At 40.6% G+C, this 17,157-nt stretch carries 18 protein-coding genes; 2 read left to right on the top strand and 16 right to left on the bottom strand.

Annotated features, from left to right (window positions below):
• Nucleotide 1 precedes the first annotated feature (1 nt).
• Nucleotides 2-1,267: a M20/M25/M40 family metallo-hydrolase gene (locus ACQKKO_RS16540; protein WP_498649114.1), complete on the bottom strand. Its 1,266-nt coding sequence runs from the start codon at nt 1,265-1,267 to the stop codon at nt 2-4.
• Nucleotides 1,268-1,416: 149 nt separating this feature from the next.
• The gene (locus ACQKKO_RS16535; protein WP_498649112.1) at nt 1,417-2,250 is read right to left on the bottom strand and encodes a carbonic anhydrase; all 834 of its coding nucleotides are present in this window, start codon (nt 2,248-2,250) and stop codon (nt 1,417-1,419) included.
• 233 nt (nt 2,251-2,483) lie between these two features.
• Between ACQKKO_RS16535 and ACQKKO_RS16530 the strand changes: the two genes are divergently transcribed.
• A complete protein-coding gene (locus ACQKKO_RS16530) occupies nt 2,484-2,672 on the top strand; it encodes a hypothetical protein (RefSeq protein WP_498649110.1) in 189 nt (62 codons plus the stop codon).
• A 480-nt stretch (nt 2,673-3,152) separates the two neighbouring features.
• Here the strand turns inward: ACQKKO_RS16530 and ACQKKO_RS16525 are convergent, their stop codons facing one another.
• The 6 genes from ACQKKO_RS16525 to surE all read right to left on the bottom strand — a co-directional run bounded on the left by ACQKKO_RS16525 (nt 3,153) and on the right by surE (nt 9,134).
• Nucleotides 3,153-3,377 (bottom strand): DUF896 domain-containing protein, encoded by a 225-nt coding sequence (locus tag ACQKKO_RS16525; protein ID WP_498649108.1) that lies wholly within the window; start codon nt 3,375-3,377, stop codon nt 3,153-3,155.
• A gap of 15 nt (nt 3,378-3,392) precedes the next feature.
• Nucleotides 3,393-4,337: an LLM class oxidoreductase gene (locus ACQKKO_RS16520; RefSeq protein ID WP_498649106.1), complete on the bottom strand. Its 945-nt coding sequence runs from the start codon at nt 4,335-4,337 to the stop codon at nt 3,393-3,395.
• 22 nt (nt 4,338-4,359) lie between these two features.
• On the bottom strand, nt 4,360-4,842 hold the full coding sequence (locus ACQKKO_RS16515; protein ID WP_498649104.1) for an Rrf2 family transcriptional regulator: 483 nt from the start codon (nt 4,840-4,842) through the stop codon (nt 4,360-4,362).
• A 14-nt stretch (nt 4,843-4,856) separates the two neighbouring features.
• Complete coding sequence (locus tag ACQKKO_RS16510; RefSeq protein WP_498649103.1) at nt 4,857-5,234, bottom strand: nuclear transport factor 2 family protein; 378 nt, start codon at nt 5,232-5,234, stop codon at nt 4,857-4,859.
• Between the two features lie 155 nt (nt 5,235-5,389).
• Complete coding sequence (locus ACQKKO_RS16505; RefSeq protein ID WP_498649102.1) at nt 5,390-8,194, bottom strand: DUF2252 family protein; 2,805 nt, start codon at nt 8,192-8,194, stop codon at nt 5,390-5,392.
• A gap of 160 nt (nt 8,195-8,354) precedes the next feature.
• Nucleotides 8,355-9,134 (bottom strand): 5'/3'-nucleotidase SurE, encoded by a 780-nt coding sequence (surE, locus tag ACQKKO_RS16500; RefSeq protein ID WP_498649101.1) that lies wholly within the window; start codon nt 9,132-9,134, stop codon nt 8,355-8,357.
• Between the two features lie 483 nt (nt 9,135-9,617).
• On the opposite strand from surE, the gene ACQKKO_RS16495 reads away from it, so the two are divergent.
• Nucleotides 9,618-10,049, top strand: coding sequence for a VOC family protein (locus tag ACQKKO_RS16495; protein ID WP_498649230.1), 432 nt, complete (start codon nt 9,618-9,620; stop codon nt 10,047-10,049).
• A 46-nt stretch (nt 10,050-10,095) separates the two neighbouring features.
• Here the strand turns inward: ACQKKO_RS16495 and ACQKKO_RS16490 are convergent, their stop codons facing one another.
• The 8 genes from ACQKKO_RS16490 to ACQKKO_RS16455 all read right to left on the bottom strand — a co-directional run bounded on the left by ACQKKO_RS16490 (nt 10,096) and on the right by ACQKKO_RS16455 (nt 17,037).
• On the bottom strand, nt 10,096-10,740 hold the full coding sequence (locus ACQKKO_RS16490; protein ID WP_498649100.1) for an SDR family oxidoreductase: 645 nt from the start codon (nt 10,738-10,740) through the stop codon (nt 10,096-10,098).
• Nucleotides 10,741-10,816: 76 nt separating this feature from the next.
• Nucleotides 10,817-12,067 carry a Glu/Leu/Phe/Val family dehydrogenase gene (locus ACQKKO_RS16485; protein WP_498649098.1) on the bottom strand — a complete coding sequence of 417 codons (1,251 nt, stop codon included), beginning with the start codon at nt 12,065-12,067 and terminating at the stop codon, nt 10,817-10,819.
• Nucleotides 12,068-12,371: 304 nt separating this feature from the next.
• Nucleotides 12,372-12,755 (bottom strand): VOC family protein, encoded by a 384-nt coding sequence (locus ACQKKO_RS16480; protein WP_498649096.1) that lies wholly within the window; start codon nt 12,753-12,755, stop codon nt 12,372-12,374.
• A gap of 2 nt (nt 12,756-12,757) precedes the next feature.
• Complete coding sequence (locus ACQKKO_RS16475; protein WP_498649095.1) at nt 12,758-12,961, bottom strand: hypothetical protein; 204 nt, start codon at nt 12,959-12,961, stop codon at nt 12,758-12,760.
• 126 nt (nt 12,962-13,087) lie between these two features.
• Entirely contained in the window at nt 13,088-13,897 is an 810-nt protein-coding gene (gene yidA, locus ACQKKO_RS16470) for a sugar-phosphatase (protein WP_498649094.1), read from the bottom strand.
• Nucleotides 13,898-13,978: 81 nt separating this feature from the next.
• Nucleotides 13,979-14,605 carry an SIMPL domain-containing protein gene (locus ACQKKO_RS16465; RefSeq protein WP_498649093.1) on the bottom strand — a complete coding sequence of 209 codons (627 nt, stop codon included), beginning with the start codon at nt 14,603-14,605 and terminating at the stop codon, nt 13,979-13,981.
• A 91-nt stretch (nt 14,606-14,696) separates the two neighbouring features.
• The gene (locus ACQKKO_RS16460; protein WP_498649091.1) at nt 14,697-15,527 is read right to left on the bottom strand and encodes a dihydrodipicolinate synthase family protein; all 831 of its coding nucleotides are present in this window, start codon (nt 15,525-15,527) and stop codon (nt 14,697-14,699) included.
• Between the two features lie 85 nt (nt 15,528-15,612).
• Nucleotides 15,613-17,037: a 4-hydroxyphenylacetate 3-hydroxylase family protein gene (locus tag ACQKKO_RS16455; protein WP_498649089.1), complete on the bottom strand. Its 1,425-nt coding sequence runs from the start codon at nt 17,035-17,037 to the stop codon at nt 15,613-15,615.
• Between the last annotated feature and the right edge of the window lie 120 nt (nt 17,038-17,157).

Raw genomic sequence — 17,157 nt, 5'->3', positions numbered from 1 at the left:
CTTATTTCTCCGGTAATAATGGTAGTGTTGTTTTAGAGATACCACTTAACCCTAGAACCGTCAGGAACACTCTCTGTGGTCCTAAATGAGCATTTTTCGGGTCGAACCATTCATCTAATGAATGATATCCTCCGCCATCACCACCTGCTCCAAGCGTTAAAGCAGGCACACCGATGCTAATAGGAAGGTTCGCATCTGTACTAAGTGCTTCCTCCAATGTCGGTACAAGCCCTAGCTGCTCCGTTGCTGCCCATGCGGTTTGGACAACCCTCGATTGATCATCTTGCATACCGACAGGACGATCACCTACTTTGTTAATATCCACACGGATTCCGGCGTCACCATACTGCCCCGTTTTACGGTTTTCCATTTCAGCCGCTTCTTGTAAGATGATTTGAATACGACTATCCAGCTCGTCCAATTCTTTTTTTCCATTTGAACGAATGTCTAGATACAGCTTCGCTTCCTCTGCAATCGCAGTCGGAATCGTACCACCTTGGACAACGCCTACATTAAATGTCGTTTTAGGGTGCTCAGCAGGTGTTAAGTCAGCAATGGCTGAAATGGCTCTCCCTGCTGCATGAACTGCGCTTGGTGTACCAAATGCACCAAAGCTATGTCCTCCTGGACCTGTGTACGTAATCTCATAACGATTGCTTCCCGTCCCTTTATACACAATCGCAGTAGGAGACACCGAATCAATAGAAATAAAGCCTTCTACTTCTGGATGCTCATTAAAAAACGCCTTTACTCCACGTAAGTCTCCTGGTCCTTCCTCTCCTACTGTTCCTCCAAAGATGATATCCGCTTCCGGTTTGATACCAGAATGCTGAAATGACCGGACAATGGATAACAAGGCAGCAAGCCCTCTTGCATCATCCGTAATTCCTGGGCCATAATAAATACCATCCTTTTCTGAAACCGTTACGTCTGTTTCCATAGAAAAGACGCTATCAATATGGGCACTAACAAACAAAGCCGGACTTCTCCGCTCCCCTCTAAGTCGACCAAACACATTTCCTTCCTTATCTTGCTGTACGTCCTCAAGCCCTAGCGCTTCTAACTTTTTCATGAATGCACGTGCTCGGTTTTCCTCTTGAAAAGGTGGAGCACTGATTTCGGCTAATTCAATCTGTTCATGTAGCGTTTTTGTTTGATCCGTCTCTAAAAAGGCTAGCCCCTTCTTCACGTCTGGATGAGCTGACAGATTGGAATACACTGTTTCAATTTCTTTATCGATCTGATACGCTTTTTTTGTTTTTGACACGCTTAACGCCTCCCTGCATTGTAAAAACATTCTGATCTTTTCTATTAAAGTATAGCGTACTACCACTCTAAGAGACAAAGGATGTCTATTACGAGAATCATAAGAACAAAAAAAGCCCCAAAGAAAAACATTCTTTGGTGGCTCAAGCATTACGGCTGTACTTTTAAAATATCACGTTTGTTTAAATCTTGGACTGGACGGTTGTTTTCTGATGAAACCTTTTGTACCGCCTCAATCTGCTCTTCAGACAGGCTAATTGGCTCATCTGATACAAACCACATCACATTCTCTGTACATGGTGGTGTTGTTATAGATCCCTCATACGTATAAAGGCTATCTAGTTCCGGAATAAGCTCAGATGCATCAAAGTCAACAGCTCGGTTTGCAACGCCATCTGCTTTAGGCAACGCCATCCAAACCTTTTTAAGCACCTTATCTTCTTTACCTTCCTCGGCCATTACACTAATAATTAATTGCTCTTCATCCTCATTTTCATGAACCAACTGAATCTCAAGTGGGTATTCTTCTCCATCAATAGTGTGCTCACTAGGTGTATGTAGGGCAATTTGTTTTAATCTATAGTCTTCATCATCAAGAGTAAGTGTATTATTATCTAAATCAAATGAATTAGCCTGGAAGATCTCATCGTGATCTTCAACAGAGTAGATCGTTTCATTGTAATCAAACGCTAGCTCAAGATCTGCTTGATCTAGTTTAGATGCTGGTTCTGTCTCAATATCAATTGGAGACTGAGTTTCCCCTTTTCCACAAGCTTCGTATTCATTACTTAACGTTTCCCAATAATCAGGACCATTCTTTCCCTCATAAGACCATTCTGCTTCGATCGGCGTTAATAATGTTTGTTCCTTATAGAAAAAAGTCTGCCCCTCCGATCCTTCAGCAAGTACAGATTGACTAAATCCTAGACTTGCAATCAGAAACGTTGCCATCGCTAAAAGACACGCTCGCTTTATCTCTTTCAAATCATTCATCCTTTCTTTTTTGCAGAAAGTACCCATTTGTTCTTTTGCCATCATACATGAAATTACACAGAATGAAAAGATACGTGGAACATTCGTAATGAAACTGAAACGTTTGGAACAAGAATATAGTAGATTTTTGTAGTTAATAGCGGCTGAGTTGTCGAAATAAAACCGTCGCTTTCATTTACAAGCGCATGTAAAATAATGTTAATACAACTGAGAGGACGATGCAGATGCAAGTGATAGCAGTCATTCTTTTAGGAATTACTGCACTGATTATTATCGGTGACTTTTTCCTTGGCTTTAGAGAGTATGGGAGTGATGCAATCGTTCTTTTAGTGAAAATAGCGCAACTTCTGTTTTGGAGTTCTTTTCTTTATCTATTTCTTAGTTCAGCAAAGAGAGACAGATTAAAGAACTAGGTGTAACAACATTATGTTGAATTATTTACAGGAGGAAACAACAGATGATATCGATTAGTGTACGTGAAAGCCTCTATGGATGTGGAGAAATGACCAGTTCACACTTAAGCAGTTGCAAGCATTGCGGGAATCCTCTTTAAAAGTAAGGCTATGACGAAAATGGATAAAATCAAAAGGGGCTGGGACGAAACTAAAAATCAATAAAAAATGGCGAATGATTCTACTGTCGAATCATTCGCCATTCGGTTATTTTAAAACGAGCGGAAGGAGAATCCGAGACTCCTGCGGAACAGAACGTGGTGAAGACAATGTAGCGGCGCTTTTCCCGAAAAAGGGGCTGAGGCCGTTCCCGCGGAAAGCGAGGTTTGTCCTGTAGCGGATTTATTGCTATGTTCGTGCTTTGCTATCCACATTAATGTTATGTCTCAACCTCTTTTTCTGCAATTATGTTCCTGCCTATCTCTAAACATAATCTAACACTTACTTTTCATTATCTAAAGTCAGTTTCTTAACCTTCTCAGGAGTCACATCATTCCCTAGTGGATCAACAATTGTTAAACCAGTGAGTGTACTTAGAACTTGTCCTCTAAAATTCTTAATATATTCTTTTCTCAATTGTTGTTGCTCTTCTTTCTCAAGAGCACTTAGTCCAACCTCACGTTCTTTTTTTGCCAATGTATTAATTTTATTTAATAATTCTTTCATCTGAATCCCTCCATTCTATTTGTTAAAGAGTGGGACAACATATTCTCCAAGTTCTTGAACGACCTCATCAACTGGTCGAGTTCCAGTATTCAAGAAGAACATTGTGTGGTTAATCCCCATATCCTGCAAAGCATAAAGATAATCTATTAAGAAGTTTCTTCCGGTTTTTAGACTGGCCTTTATCGGAATTGGAAAAGGCGGTTTCTTTGGGTCTTCAGTTAAATCTAAAATAATTGGTTGGATAAACGGTTTAAACGTCCCCGTGTGTTCTCTCCACGTTCTAATTAGTTCCTTCTGTCTAAACCCTTCCTGCATGTAAAACATAAATCCATCCATATGTTCGGCTAGCCATTCCATCGATTGCTTTGCATAGCCAGTCCCGAGAAGAGGTATGTGAGATTGATTAGGTTTAGGTAATACATTCCCTTCAGTAAGGTTAACTCTTTCCGTTTCGATTGTAGGAAAGTCTTCACTCCATACCTTCTTCATGACTTCGATTGATTCTCTAAATAATCGTCCTTTATCATCTGAATCTATTTTAAAGGCCGGGTACTCCATCGGCCGGTCTCCCGTAGCAACTCCAAATAGAAATCTATTATTAGAAAGAATATCTAAGGATGAAGCTAATTTCGCTATGTGTAATGGGTGTCTTAAAGGAGTTACCACACTCGCTGTTCCTAGCGCCATTTTTTTCGTATGCGCAGCTAGATAAGACAAAAATACAAAAGGATCGTAGATGTTACCAGAATCCCCGAACTTGGGATCATGCAGCGGTGAATCTCTTACGAAAAGAGCAGCGAATCCAAGATCTTCCGCTTTTTTTGCAAGCTTAACCTGTTCATCTATATCCATTCTCGCAAAAGCACCACCGTGTAGTTCTAACGGAAAAGCTAAGCCTAGTGTTAATTTATTCTCAATAAATGTTTTTTTATATCCTTCGTGACTTTTGATTGTAGTCATTTTTTTCTCCTGTATTTTTAAGCTATATAACCATTTTTTCTTGTATCCATTTTTCAATAGGTTTCACTTTGGAATCAAACGGACCACTCTGTAAATCCTTTGCCAAAGTAGAAATGGTCTTTTGTTTTAACGTGTTTATCCAATTTGATTCAGCTTCTATCATGATGTTTTCTAATAAGCATTCACAATCATCTTTATCTAGTCGTAATAAACTGCTTAGCACACCATTAGATGAATACATTGATTGATTGCCTTCAATCGCTACATACACATCGTATATTCGAATGTCTTCAGGTTTTTTGCTTAATTTAAAACCACCTTTTACTCCAGTGACTGAAGTAACCATTCCCGCATGGACCAGTTTTCGAATCAATTTTTGTAAGTAGGAAGGCGAATTGCTTAGGTGCTCACTAATCGCTTCTCCAGGTAAAACAGCTTTTTCTGGAAGCATATCAAGTAATAATAAGGCGTATACGGATTGTTCAAAACCAGATTTAATATGCAAAAAGCCTCACTCCTTTAATATCCTTTAAACAAATCGGTGTTATCTGGTACGTTCTCTAAATAACAAATTTCACCCTGATCATTTAGTTTTGCAATATCCTTACCTGTTTGGGTAAATACTTTTCCTGATTTATGTTTTCCACATATAGCCCAACTTGTTTGATATGCGTCAGTTCCTTCAACTGGTTGCCAACCTTCAAACATATGTTTTAAATCTACATTCTCTTCATAGATCTTTGTTACGAATGCTTTCCAATTATGAATTCCCTCTTTTTTATGACCATTTAAAATAAACGTAATATCTTCTGAGAACAGACTGATTAATGTATTAAAAGCCTTTTCACTTGTACGCGACTGATCAAAAAGGTCAAAATACTTGTTTAAATTATTCATAGAAACTCCCCCTAAAAACTCCTCATTAACGACTAACCTGGATAATGATTGTCCGTGTTTATATCTGCATTATGTTCCTATTTTTTGCTTATGTCAAGATGTTTTTTATTAAGGAAAAAGCCTGCCATGATCCATGGCAGACTCTCAAACACACCTTACTTTACATTCGCTTTCTTTCTACGTTGAGTGAGATAAAGCCCTACTCCAATAACCAATAGAGTCAGCCCAGACGCCAGATACAGAATCGTTTCTGTAGCCGTTTTAGGAAGAAATCCTCCTAAAGCGGATGGTTTCGGCTGCTCTGTTTTGCTAGGGGTTTTCGTGCCATCGTTTGTTTGAGTTGGTCCCTTCTGACCAGGTGTAACGGTTGAATTCCCTCCATTTGACTTTGGAGGGTCCTCACCTTTTGGAAGCTCTACTACTGGTGGCGTAGTTGGATTCTTCCCTGGAGGTTCCTCTCCCGCTGGTGGCGGTGCTGGCTCTTCTACAGGTGGTTCTTCTCCCGCTGGTGGCGGTGTTGGTTCTTCTACAGGTGGTTCCTCTCCCGCTGGTGGCGGTGCTGGCTCTTCTACAGGTGGTTCCTCTCCCGCTGGTGGCGGCGTTGGCTCTTCTACAGGTGGTTCCTCTCCCGCTGGTGGCGGCGTTGGCTCTTCAATTGGTTCAAATACTTCATTACTTAAAGCCCCTGCATTATAAAGGGTGCGATAGTTTTGGTGGTCCTTTAATGTTTGTCCGTAGTATTGGAAGGACAAGTCAGCAAATTCCTGCTGGAACGTGTCTTGATCCATGAGTGTATAAGCCGTTTGAGCAAATTGAGTGTTACCGATTTTGTTCGCTGCTCTAGCATGCGCATAGGCAGACGCTTTTGCACTATAGAACAGGTATGAATCAAAGTCATCTGCATTTCTAAAAGAAGATTGGTCAAATTCATCTTTAAATGCAGAACGTTCCTTCACAAGATAAGAGTGCTTGTCTGTTGTTAAGCTGCCCCAATGAATATCTGGATTGTTATGAAGTGCTGACATTCCTTCAATTGTACGATCAGCATGGTTTGGGTACGACGATGTCTTGCCCACACCTGCCCGATCAACAGCTGAAGGTAGCTGTGACTTCACGTCTAAAATAATATCATCCTGTTGACCAGCTGTTGCTCCTTCAATCAATACATAGTATCTTTCCGTACCAAGACTACCTAATCCGGCATCTGTTCTTCTGGCAATATCTTTGATCGCAAAGTAATCCTCGCCCACCTCATCTAGGATTGAAGCATCAATCCCTTCTACGTAGGTATTCCAATCACCCTCAAGTTCCGCGCGTTCCTCGTCGGTCACTTCTGCTAGACGAGCATTGGAAGGATCTAATTTTCTTGTTCCTTCAACGATTTGCGTCCAGCGCCCAAGCTCTGAAAACGGATCAAGTGAGGCTAGATCGGCTGCATGGTTTCCAACAAATCCAGTAAGCTGATCTGCCGTAAATTGGAACGATTGAACATCTACTTGCTGATTTACGATGTCTTCTAATGCATCATGGTAATACGTTGTAAATGTATGAAGCGTATCATTCATTGTTTCTTTATCAAGTTGAAGGGCCGGGGCCACATCATTTAATAGATAGAGGCTTGTCCCAAATCGCAGTAGATCATAGTAATATGGAGCAACCGCTACTTCATCAAAGTCATTAAAATCAAAAATGGCCTTACGATCACCGTTTCCATAGAATCCGATATTTTCAATATGAAAATCTCCAGTGATCCACGTGTCCACTGATGCATTCGCCCATGAACTCGGCACAACCAATCCATCCCCTGCTGCATCCTCAAAGAAAAGATGCGCCGATCCACGATAGAATGAAAAAGGACTGCTTTCAATCAAGCTGAATTTTTGGTTACGGACAGTAGGATCTTGGATATAGCGATTATTTTTAATAAAACGTTTGGTCAGAACGGCTATTCTCTCATCACCGTCTTTAAGGTCTAGATCTTCAAGATCTTTTCCGTTATCTGCTGGGATAACAAAGTCCACATCTTCAATTTGATCATAGTACGAAGCAACGGGTGAAAAGTCTGTCAGTCCTGGGTTATCTCGTAAATTTAAGCGAACCGTTAAAAACTGATGATTGCGTAGGCCTTCAATAGAGGTAATCTGATTAACACGTAGGTTTAAATCTTTTAATAATGGTAAATTAGCTAGAACAGAAATATCTGAGATCTGATTTCGTCTCATCGTAATGACTTCGAGCTTTACTAGCTCACGTAAGGGGTCAAGATCTTGAACGTGATTTGTGTGAAGATTTAACTCAACAAGCTCTTTTAAGCCTCTAATCGGCTCAAGATCACTAACAGCATTTTCTCTAAGGTTTAGTTCTTTTAGCTTTGGAAAATGAGCGACTACTTCAATCGATGATAGACCATTTTCACGTACGTCTAATTTCTCAAGTTGCACAAGCGGCTGTAACGGATTTAAGTCCTTCACACTATTCGTGCGCAGATTTAATTTCTCTAGAGACGTTAAGCCTGAAAGAGGACTGGCATCTGTTACTTGATTTGATTCTAATTTTAAGTCTTCAAGCTTTGTTAATTTCTGTAGTGGAGATAAATCTGAGATTTGGTTCTCTGACAGGTTTAACGTTATAAGATTTGTTGCATACTCAATTCCAGTTAAATTAGAAATTCCAGCACCTGTTGCTTTAAGCTCCGTGATGCTTTCTATCGCATCTGTTGTTAACTCTTCAAATCCGTTAGCTGCGACCTGTTTAAGAAGTGCCTCCGCTAATTTTTCATCTTCAATTGAAATGACTTCTGCTTCTTCTTCTGCCTCTACTTCTTCTTCCGCTTCCAAGAGCTCAACCGTTTCTTCCGTCCGATCAGCTTCACTTTCTTGTTCAGCGAATGCTGTAGGCATAAATGTAACTGAGGTTAAAACCGTACAGGCAATCAATAGCTTTAGTTGTGCTTTTTTCATCTGCTACTTATCCTCCTTTAAGTACTCGCTAATCAATAGTTTAGTAGATCGTTATGTCTAATTGTGTCGATTTACACATTCATTACAAACCTTTTACAAAGTCACTTCACACGAAAAAACGAATGACCATAAACGGATCATTCGCTCGCTTTTTCTTTTATTATGATTCATTCACCCTAGGAAACCATTTTTCCAACCGCTTTAACTGCTTTCTCTGTGTGACCATTCCTTCGATCGGGCAAATGGTTATGTAGCCTTCTTTTAATTTTGAAAAGTCCAATCCATCTTGATACATGACCGGTTGGTTTAATCGATCCTTTACCCAATAATAGACAAATCCGTCTGGATCGTTAAGCTCAACATAATTGTAACGACTGACACTGCTATCTGCCGCGACAGGATAGACTCCCTTACAATCCTTCTTATCCAAATAGGGTACATTAATATTATAAAAGACGTTTCTAGGTAGCCGTTCAGCAAACATCGTTTCCAGTAATCCATAAAGCAAGTTCTTTGGTTTATGAAATTTGATCTCTGAATCATTTAAATGATCGATCGAGATCGCCATACCAGGTATTTGGTAGAGAGACGCTTCAGATGCAGCTGCCATTGTACCCGAATAGTAGATATCTCTTCCGATTGTTGCGCCAATATTCATTCCTGAGATGACAATCTCAGGTTTTTCATCCATAAGCACGTCCAGTGCAAGTCTAATACAATCTGCAGGCGTTCCTTTCACCGCCCACGAGTTCACACTGTCTCCAAACGCCTTCACTGCAGTTGCTTTAAGAGGTTGTCGTAATGTAACAGAGTGACTAATGCCACTACGCTTTTGGTCAGGACACACGACAAAGATCTCTCCGAAATGCTGCAGTACTTCTACTAAGGCTGCTACTCCTGGACTGAAGATCCCATCATCATTCGTTACCAGAATCTTCACAGTCAGTCACCTCCGAATAGCTTCAAATGTTCAGCTTTTATATACATGCTACCTTGTTATGTTTGATAAAATGTGAATCCCAGATCTTATTTTTATTAATTATTTGTAAACGCACCCAAAACAAAAACGGCTCTTTTATTAGAAGCCGTGTCCGTTGTCATAACTCTTATTGCATTCATTTCTTCGTCTGGAGGACTGTATACAGTAACTCAATCTCATCTTTCGTTAAACGCCTGTCAAGCTTCTCTTCAAAATCTCGAATGATCTGAAGAAACAACTCTTGATCAATGAGCACCAAACATCTCTCCTCTGCTACGATCATTTTTTATTCTATTTAATACCACAATTCTCATAAAATGAATCTAAAATCCTTCATTTTTTATAAATATTTTATATTCTCATTCTTATAACCAGTGAAATGCAACTCATTTTCTATTTTCTTCCTTTCTAATCTGTGCTAGCCTACTATGGAGGAGTGATTTGATGATCCAAGGACTTGGCCATATAACCTTTTCTGTTTCGGACATGGAACGTTCTGTTATATTTTATTCAGCTCTTTTAGGAGTTTCACCAATTGTATTAGGAGAAAAAACGGCTTATTTTGAATCAGGTAACTTATGGATTGCACTGAATCTCCAAACCGATATCAAACGAGAAGAGATTTACGATTCGTATTCTCATGTAGCTTTTTCAGTGGAGCCAACGGATATGCCCCAGATTCATTCAAAACTCGCCTCGCTTCAAGCGGATGTCATTCCAGGTAGAAGCCGTGATATATCCAGTGAGGGAGAATCTACTTACGTACGTGATCCAGATGGACACCTTATTGAACTTCATACAGGATCGCTTATGCAGCGACTTGATCATTTAAAGAGAACGAATCCGTCTCTACTTGTGAAGGATTCACCAAAATAAAAAAACAGGTAAACAGCATCGCTGTTTACCTGCATTTAGATACGACTTATATTTCTTTTAAGGCTTCTTCAACAGATAACTCACCTGATACCAGATCAAAGCCTTTATTGATAACAGACTCTTCATCAAGCGCTGCAACAAGTGTATTCGCTACGTCTTCGCGCGGAATATATCCACGATCTAGATCCGTCGCTGCAACAACCTTGCCTGTTCCTTCGTCATTTGTTAGCCCACCAGGACGTACGATTGTGTAGTCAAGTCCACTATTCTCAAGCCATACATCTGCATAGTGCTTGGCAGCGCTATAGTGCTGGATCTCGCTGCTCCAATTCTCACGTCTGTGAACGCCAATTGCACTAACCATTAAGAAACGCTTCACACCTGCTTGTTTAGCCGCCTCCACTGTTTTTATTGCGCCATCTAAGTCAATTAAGATTGTTTTGTCTGCACCTGTATGTCCACCTGAACCGGCAGCGAAAATCACAGCATCTGTTCCTTTTGCAGCCTCAGCGATATGATCAATACTACCTTCTAAATCAATTAGGGCTGTTTCTGCTCCTAGATCTTGAAATTGAGATAATTGCTCCTCTTTACGAACTGCCGCTTTGGCTGTGTGCTTACCTTCCTTCTGAATCTTCTCTACTACTTGCTTCCCAATCTGTCCGTTTGCTCCTACTACTAAAACCTTCATTTTATTTAGTCATTCCTTTCAGTTATAAAAAGTAAGTACTCTTATCAAAATACCCAGTCTAACCAAAAAACAAACATTATACCCAACCTCTTGCGATCATTGCTTCCTGCAAACGTTCGATTGCCAAAATCATAGCTGCTGTACGATAGCTTGTCTCATATGTTTCAGCGCGATGCACTACTTTTTCGTAGCTAGTAACCATTCGATCTTTTAATTGCTTGAGGATCTCTTCCTCCTCCCAATAATAATTCATTTGATTTTGGACGGTTTCTAAATAAGAAACAATTACGCCTCCACTGTTTGCTAAAATATCTGGAATAATATGCACACCTTGCTCTACCAGCACTTTTTCTGCAGCAGGAGTCGTAGGACCGTTTGCAAGTTCAACAATCATATGAGACTTTATCTGCTTCACATTGTTTTCGTGGATTACGCCATCAAGAGCTGCTGGAACTAAAATATCCGCTTCAACGTAAAGTAAGTCATCCGGTTTATCCATACAGTCCCCATCGCCATATGAAGAGAGATCACCACTCTCCTTCGCTTGTTGTGCTTTAGGAATATCTAATCCATCTTTATCGAATAATGCGGTTTTGGAATCGCTAACTGCAACCACGTTAAATCCAAGATCATATAAAAGCCTGGCTGCAATCTGACCGCCATTGCCAAACCCTTGAATTGCAACTGTTGTCGAGCTTGCCTCCATTTTTAAATCCTGTAACATGCGTTCAATGAGATAAACGGATCCTTGTGCAGTAGCCTGACTTCTGCCTTCAGATCCACCGAGAATCAGCGGTTTCCCTGTTATAATACCCGGTATAAAACCAGACTGACGTTTTGAATATGTATCCATCATATAGCCCATAATTGTTGGATTCGTATTGACGTCAGGAGCCATAACATCCTGAGTTGGACCAACTAGATCGCCCATTGCTTCCATGAACGCTCGGCTGACTCGACGAATCTCGCGATCACTTAATTCGCTTGGGTCGCAAACCACACCGCCTTTTCCTCCCCCTTGTGGGATCTCTACCAATGCACACTTAAAACTCATCCACATCGATAGTGCTTTTGTTTCCTCAAGATCGACCTCTGGGTGAAATCGTAGTCCTCCTTTATACGGACCTAGTGCGTCAGAATGCTGAGATCGGTACGCTTGAAACAAAGTCGTTGAGCCATCATCACGTTCAACAGGAAATGAAACGTGAACCACTCGTTTTGGAGTCTTGAGAAAATCTTCAACGATGGGATCAATATCCATACGCTTTGTTGCTTCCTCTATTTGCTCAATGACATGATCGTATGCTGTTACACTTTTCTGGCTCAATTGATTCGCCCCCTTTATTGTTAAAGATCTTTTCCCGAAACTATTTTTTACAAACAAAAAAACCTTAGCTCCTCAGCCAAGGTCATCATGTAAAATCATTTCATGTTGCTCAATCTCTTTTTCAAATAGCTTCACAAACAGAGGATGAAAGACATGCACAAATAATGATCTCACATTACTCACTCCTTTTATTCTTCAACACTATAGTTTATGCAGTGTTTTACTAGATTATGACTAGTATTTTCCGGATACGTTAAATTAATAGATAAACGTTAAGTACCCGTTCAGAAGAAATTAAAACCTGTCAAGGAGCGACAACTTCAACCTTTATTCGATTTGGATCTTCAAAATAAACGGCATAATGCTTATCTCCTCCAGCATAAGGGTGAGTATTTTGATATAACATACGTGTGCCCCGCTCTTGTAGCATGGTTGTTAATTCATCAATATGTAGACGGGAGCGACCGAAAAACGCAAGGTGATTTAAACCAATTCGTTTACGATGGTATCCTTCCTCCAAAAAACGTTGCTCCACTTGAACAAAGACAATATAGCAGTGATCTTGCTTGAAACTGAAACCCTCGTCCCATTCCTGATATAACGTATAACCTAAATCTTCTAAAAGCCAACTCCAAAATGCTTTTGATTCTTTTAAGTTGGATACATACAGTTCAATATGATGAATCAACCTTATCCACCCCTGTTTTGGTTTCGAATTTTTCTAGTAATCTGTGATAAGAAATAAATACTAAGACAGATCACAACAAGCAAGAACCACATCCCTGCTCCTCCGCGATCAGGAGCCTCTAATGAAAAGAGAAGATATCCCAACACAAAGATCGCTAACAGTTTAAGTGTGGTTTGAATGGCTCGAATGACTTCTACCCCTTTCACAGTATCTCTCCTTTTACTTCATAGTAAGAGTGCAACTTGGCTACTTAACGACTTCTGCTAGTTGCATAAACATAAGAAAAACAAATGATTCGAGTGATGAATCATTTGTCTCTTTATTTTATCGAGTTACTGAAGCACAAATTCGTTAATGGCCTTGGCTACACCATTTTCGTTGTTTGTGGCTGTGATATGGTTAGCAACTTCTTTTAACTCCGGAATCGCATTCCCCATAGCAACTCCACATCCTGCGAATTGGACCATAGTCACATCATTTCCATTGTCTCCAATGGCCATAACTTCTTCTTGTTTAATTCCTAATGTCTCAGCAAGTAGCTTCACAGCATTTCCTTTGCTTACGTTCGGATTTAAGATTTCCAAGAAAAACGGCGAGCTTTTTACTAGCATGTAGTTTTCTTTCATTTCTGCCGGAATACGCTCAATCGTTTGATCTAATCGTTCAGGCTTATCAATGAACATCATTTTAGGGATAATGATATCCTCTGGTGCCTCTTCAACAGGCATGTAGCTTAGTGGGACGGTAGTCAGGTAAGACTCTAGCACAGTATATTCGCTGATTTGGCGATTGGGCGAATACAGGTTTGCCGAATCAAAATAATGCATTGGTGAGTTTAGCTCTTTACTTATGTTGTAAATGGACTGTAAGTCTTTATATTCAAGTGTAAGCTCAGACACCACTTCATTTGTATGTGCGTTTTGAACTAAGGCGCCGTTATAAGCAATAACAAAGTCTCCATCTTCCGTTAAGTTTAGCGCATCTAGATATTGCTTCACGCCACCGATTGGTCTACCTGTACACAACACGACCTTAACTCCTTTATGTTTCGCTGCGTGCAAGGCTTGTTGTACTTCTTCTGTTACTTCGTGCTTATCATTCAGTAGCGTCCCATCAATATCAATGGCAATTAATTTAATCATGTAGCTTCTCCATCCTATCTGTCTATAATCACTCCTTTGTTAGTATAGCACGCCTGCTCTTTTTATTCGTAGTGGATCAATTTAACCATATTTAAACAGTACTTCGACTACAGCCTTAACATCAATTAAACCTGGTTGAACGGGGGTCTGTGAGGCTGCATCAAATAATGCAAGCGGACGAACGATACCTGCCTCATTTACAGGAACCTCCCTCACCCAAACCGGCATAGGGTCAAGCGGTACAGAAAGGGTACGGCTGATCGTTTGTGCTTTTTGATACGCATCGTTCATCGCTTGGTCCAATGCTTGACGTGTCGCCTGAGCGGTGTTGCCAAGTGTGAATTGAGTACCAGATACGCTGTTTGCTCCATTTGTAACAGCTTGATCAATGATGGCCCCGGCTAAGGTAAGGTCGGTGACGGTGATCTCGAGAAGATGCGTTACTAGATAGGCTCTAAACACCTGTATCCCATCAACATAGTCATATTGAGGATCTACCTGGTAAACCACCGATTGAATTTGATCTCCTGCTATCCCCAAAGACATGAGTGAATGGATAATCGCTTGAATCGCATCCGCATTTTCTGTTTGAGCTTGCTGAACAGATTGGTTTTCCGTCTTTACTCCGAGTGTGATGGAAAGCTGATCCGGCCGAACGGGTAGAATAGCCTCTCCTTGAACTTGAATGGTATGCTCTGCCTGACTCATCTCATCCTCCTAATGTTTGAAATACTTTATATGTATGACTAATCGCTTGAAACATACGTACAGAGCTAGAGGAAAATGGTGATGAGCTTGTCTACTTGGACTGGCCTAGAGGGCTCCTGCAGACTCCTGCTCCAAGACCTTGCTTATGTAGATAGGTTTTAATCGAGACAATCGGTGATCCCTGCTCGTAAAAAGACTGGACTATTTGTTGCACCTCATGATCTTTCTCTTCATCAGTTTCATTATTTAGTAATCGAATAAACCACTTATAAATGTCTGTTGGGGCCACATTTCCTGCAATGGAAGAAAGACGGTTAAAGCCTTGTTCAAGTTTAAATTGAAGATCAATCTCGCCCCCAGCATACATCTTTATACCCTGACAATTGCTTTTGATACTCGCTAATTCATGCTTCGTTTTAGTTCCTGCTTCTTTTAATCCCAAAATACTCTCGGTTGTATTAAAGAGTGTAATCATAGTATCTACCCCAAGGTCAAATCCTGTTCTCAGTGGATGATTATATAGAATGGTGGGTTTTTGTACTGCTTTTACGACTTCTCCCACATAGACCACAACCTCCTCCTGACTCGGTCTAATATAAGGAGGAAAACCAAGCATAATTCCAGAGATAGAGGTTTTCTTAATTGCCTCAGCTAAACGTACCGCGTCTCTTTGTCTGACGGACGATACGCCAAATAAAACCTCCATTTCATACGTAAGAGGGAATGCATCAAGCGCTTCAACTAAAAGTAGCTTCTCTTCAAGTGTTAGACTATGTTGTTCGCCTGTTGAGCCACAAACAAGAACCGAACGTACACCTTGATCTGCAAGCCTGGTTATATGATTAAGCGTACTTTCAATATCTAACTCCTCATCATTCTTAAAAGCTGTTGGTACCGCAATATGATAAGCTTCTTTTAACAATTGACATCTCTCCTTTAATGACAGAACATTCATATTATGATAACAAATAAAATGAAACGCCCCAAAAGATTGAGGCGTTTCTTCACTACTCTTCTTCAAATTGAATGTTTAAAAATGATGAGACTTTTTCTTTTGCTACCTCTTTATCGTACGAGGCATATAAAGAAACAGGCGTACGGATGGGGTCACCAAAAAACATTTGCTCATACAACGTCTGTCTCGAGCCGAATGCACTCATGGTTAAATCCCATGCCAGTCTAAAAAGCTTCACCTTATCTACGGCTGTTATCTTTTCCCCTCGTAACGTCATAGAAAGGGCTGGTTCGATAGCCGATTGAAAATCCTTTTCTGAAGGGATTGCAATTAACCCACTAGCACCGATAAGTGTAAGAATATCCGTGAGTCTTGGATATGCTTTTTGATAATAGTGGAAGGCCATCTTAAGCTTCAATCCGTTGGGAACGAATAAGCCTCTGGCATTCACTTCTCCTTCCTCCTCGGCAGTGAGAACAAATCCTTTCATGATCTCATGAGCCATGGCGAGTTCGCTAATTTTCTCTTGAATATGCTGATATTCTGTAACGACTAGACTCTCAGCCATCAATTGAGCGATTCCAAGCATCCATTCTGTTTTAGCAATTTGCCTGTTCGCTGATTGATATAACAGAAATGCTTCCACACCTGTTTCTGTTTTAATCACATTTGCTGCATCTGGGTCCCCATAGAGAAAAACACGATCCCATGGCACTAACACATGATCAAACATGACCATGGCATCTCCCTCATCAAACCGCGAGGCAAGTGGATCGTTAAAATTCGTTGTGCCTTCTGCATAGGAAGGTCTACATACAAACGAGAGTCCCGGTGTATTTGACGCAATACAAAACCCAAACAAATACGAAGAATCCGTGAAGCTTCCCGCTGGTAGCACAAGTAGCTGATCGGTTAAACCGCCTTGAGTAGCTAACATTCTTGCTCCTTGAATGACGATCCCCTCTTCTGTTTCGTCTATCACTTTTGCAGCAATAATCGTCTCATCATCCCCATCCGGCCAGTAAAATTTTCGGCTAATCTGAGGATTGATAAAGGTATGCGTAAATGTGTAATCCTTCTCCCGCGCTTCTTCAAAGATACGGTCCATGTTTTGTTGATACGTTCCAAAAAAAGTGGAGGACGCTGCCATCGCCATGATGGCAGAACTAACATAATCCGGTGATCTCCCAAGCATACCAGCTGTTTGAGTAGCCCATTGACGAATCGCTTTTCCACGTTTCTTTAATTCTTCTTTTGTTCTAGGGATTTCATAGGCAAAATTACATTGTTTTGTATGATCCATTAATAAATCAGGCTGCTGTTGTACCTCATCATATAGAGCGGCTTTGCTTTGAATAATTCCACTAAAAGCGGCATGTTCTGAAACGTTCCCTTTAATTTTCTCTCCATTTAGCCAAATCACATTTTGGAGAGCATCAATTCGTTTAATATAGTCTTTTCCTGAAGATGTTCCCATCATCACCCATCCTATTCGCTCAAAATGTATCTTCATAAATATGCGAATAGGGCGTGTCTTGTTCAACTGGTCTCGTCTCAAAAAAAAAGCAGCCTGAACAATACGTTCGGCTGCTTGTGA

It is taken from the genome of Alkalihalobacillus sp. NPDC127517 (assembly GCF_050276055.1).
GTDB lineage: Bacteria > Bacillota > Bacilli > Bacillales > Bacillaceae_D > Alkalicoccobacillus.
Note: the sequence above shows the minus strand (reverse complement) of the source record. Positions and strands in the feature narration are given on the sequence as shown.